This window comes from Geomonas sp., from assembly GCF_035254065.1.
Lineage (GTDB): Bacteria > Desulfobacterota > Desulfuromonadia > Geobacterales > Geobacteraceae > Geomonas.
The window spans coordinates 1-2,887 of the sequence record NZ_DATFBA010000126.1; the positions used below are offsets into that span (position 1 = coordinate 1).

Annotated in this window: 4 protein-coding genes; all 4 read right to left on the reverse strand. The window is 65.2% G+C overall.

Features of this window, described 5'->3' with window-relative positions:
* On the reverse strand, window positions 1–384 hold a 384-nt coding region (locus tag VJ604_RS06260), incomplete at its 3' end, for a glycosyltransferase family protein (RefSeq protein WP_324080752.1).
* A gap of 63 nt (window positions 385–447) precedes the next feature.
* The gene (locus VJ604_RS06265) at window positions 448–1,203 is read right to left on the reverse strand and encodes a glycosyltransferase family 2 protein (protein WP_324080754.1); all 756 of its coding nucleotides are present in this window, start codon (window positions 1,201–1,203) and stop codon (window positions 448–450) included.
* Window positions 1,204–1,218: 15 nt separating this feature from the next.
* Entirely contained in the window at window positions 1,219–2,382 is a 1,164-nt protein-coding gene (locus VJ604_RS06270; protein WP_324080756.1) for a glycosyltransferase family 4 protein, read from the reverse strand.
* Window positions 2,383–2,433: 51 nt separating this feature from the next.
* A partial coding sequence (locus tag VJ604_RS06275; RefSeq protein ID WP_324080758.1) for a GDP-mannose 4,6-dehydratase occupies window positions 2,434–2,887 on the reverse strand: 454 nt, incomplete at its 5' end.

The window sequence follows — 2,887 nt, forward strand, 5'->3', positions numbered from 1 at the left end:
AGAAACCACGTCCGCCTCGTGCCGCACCAGCCGGCGCAAAAGCTCCGGGGGAAAGCTCAGGTCCGCCTCCAGCCAGAGCATGTGCGAATAGTCGAGCGAGGCGGGTATCAGGTCGAGGCAGGCGTTGCAGACCCTGGCCCAGCGCTCGGCGCGGTCCTGGATCTCGGCGGTGTCGCCGACGTTCTCCTTACCCACCGTGATGCGCGGGTCCTCGGCGGCCCACTGCTCCAGGTACTTGGCGCTGCCGTCGCGGCTGTCACCCTCCAGGATGCAGAGGTGCCATTCGAGCCCACCTTCCAGGGTGAGCGACTCCAGCTGGCGCCGGTAGGATGGCAGGTAGGACATGCCGTCCCTGACGAGGGAACAGATTACAACCAGTGACATGGGACTCCTGTGGCGCTTCCGGCAGGGCGGGAAGCGACGATTGTCATGGAGAGCGGGCGGCGCTTACTTCTTCTTCAAAAGGCGCAACAGGGGGAGCTTGATGCGGTGCTTGAAGACCGCGTTCAGGTACTTGATGGCGATGTAATGGCGCTTGCCGACGCTGCGATAGAAGAGTTTCTCCTCCTCGCGCAGGAAGTCCTCGCCGAAGCTCCAGCTTAAGCCACCCTCGTAGTAATTGACCATCAGCCGGTCCACGAAGCAGGCGTTCTTGAGCCCCTGCTTCCTGAGCAGGGTGTAGGTCATCACGCGGTCGCCCATCACCTTGAAGCGCAGGTCGTAGTGCGGGATGACGTCGCGGCGGTAGAGGGCGGTCTGGTGACAGAGCGGCATCCCCTTCAGAAAGCGCCGCAGGCTCTTGATCCGCTTCCCCTTCACGTAGCGCAGGCTCCCCTGCTGGTCGAACATGTTGGCCCGCCCGTGCACCAGCACGGCTGTTTCCGGCGCGGCCTGCACCATGCTCTCCAGGTCGGTGAGCAGCTCGTCGCCGGCGTTCAGAAACAGCAGGTACTTGCCGGTGGCAAGGGATATTCCCTTGTTCATGGCGTCGTAGAGCCCGCGGTCCGGCTCGCTCACGTAGCGGTCCACCAGGTCGCGGTGCGACTCGATCACGGCCAGGGTCCCGTCCGTCGACGCCCCGTCCACCACCACGAACTCCACCCGGCTCCCCTTGTAGGGAGTGAGGCTCTGTATGGTGGTGAGCAGACGCTCGGCGTCGTTTCTGACGACGGTGATGATCGATACCAGCGGTGCTTTATCCACGTTTCTTGCTGCTCCTCATGCCTTTCGCCCGCAGCGCTTCAGGACGTCCCGATAGACCTCCAGCGTGCGGCGGGAGGTGTTTTCCCAAGTGAATTCCGCCACCCGCTCAAGCCCCATCCGGCGCAGCTCCGCCAAGGCGGAGTCGTCGCCCCAAAGGTTGAGCACGGTCTGGGCGATTTGTTCGGGGGAGGTGGGATCGAAGTAGCGGACGGCGTCGCCGCCTACCTCGGGGATGGAGGTAACGTTGGAACAGGCGACCGGGCAGCCGCAGCCCATGGCCTCCAGCACCGGCATGCCGAACCCCTCGAACAGGGACGGGAACACGGTAAGCCTGGCCAGGTTGTAGATGACGGGGAGCTTCTCGTAGGGGAGGTAGCCTAAGACCCGCACCCGCTCGGAAAGCCCCAGCTCAGCGATCTGGGCAAGGAGCCCGTCCCTGGCCTTGGTGGCGACCCCGGTCAGCACCAGTTCGCCGTCGAAGCCGGTCTTCTCCATGATCTTCAGGGCGGCCAGCAGGTTGGCGTGGTTCTTGTGCAGCCAAGTGGCCGCCGGGTAGTAGAGGAAGGGGCGCTCCAGCCCGAGGGCGCGCCGCTCCTCGGCAAGGAGCTCCGCCGGGAGCGGCCGGTACTCCTCGCCCACCCCCAGGAGGACAACCTGCATCCGGCTCTCCGGCACCCCGTAGGCCTCGGCAAGCGAGACCTTGGTGTACTCCGAGTCGGCGATCAGGAAGCTCGCCCCCAGCGCCGCCTTGCGGGAGTTGCGGTCACGCAGGGCGACGTCCTTCTCCCGGAAGAACTGGGGGAAAAAGCGGTGCTGGATGTCGTGGAAGGTCACGATCAGCGGCGTCTTGGCCCCCAGGCAGCGCACCGAGGTGAACGGGTTGTGCAACAGGTCGAAGCCGGCGCGGTCGCAGGCGACCCGGATGGGGTCGATGCCGGTCAGCTTTCTGACCAGGCTCCTCCCCAGCCGCTGCGGGGAGTTCTTGCGGTTGTTGAACACCATGGTGTCGACGTGCCCGAAGAGCTCCTCGAAGTAGCCGACGTTCTGGTCGGTGCAGATCAGGGTGTAGCGGTTGTCGTGGTCGTTTAAAGCCAGCCAGCGCACCAGGTTGCGCAGATAGGTCTCCACTCCCCCCATCCGTCCCGGGTTGAAGTCGACCAGCATGATCCCTATCTTCACGAGAGCCCCTCCATCAAGCTTCCCGGCGGCAGTGCCGCACCAGCCGCCACCCTACGAGACATAGCTGCTACCTGCCGCGGTGCGGGCGTTCGCCTGTTCGATCATCAGCCGCACGACGTCGTCCATCCGGCAGCTTGCCTGCCATCCCAGCTGTGCCACCGCCTTGGCAGGGTTGCCGCGGCTCACCATGATCTCCGAGGGGCGCAGGAAGAGCGGGTCGCTGATGACATGCTCGCGCCAGTCGAGGCCGACCGTGCGGAAGGCAGCGGCCACGAACTCCTCGAGGGTGCGGGTCTCGCCGGTGGCGATCACGAAATCGTCCGGCTGCTCCTGCTGCAGCATGAGCCACATCGCTTCCACGTATTCGGGCGCCCACCCCCAGTCACGGGCGATGGAGATGTTCCCCAGGTGCAGCTTTTCCGGGCTGCCGGCGGCGATGCGGCAGGCCCCCTGCACGATCTTCTGGGTCACGAAGCGCTCGGGTCTAAGGGGCGACTCGTGGTTG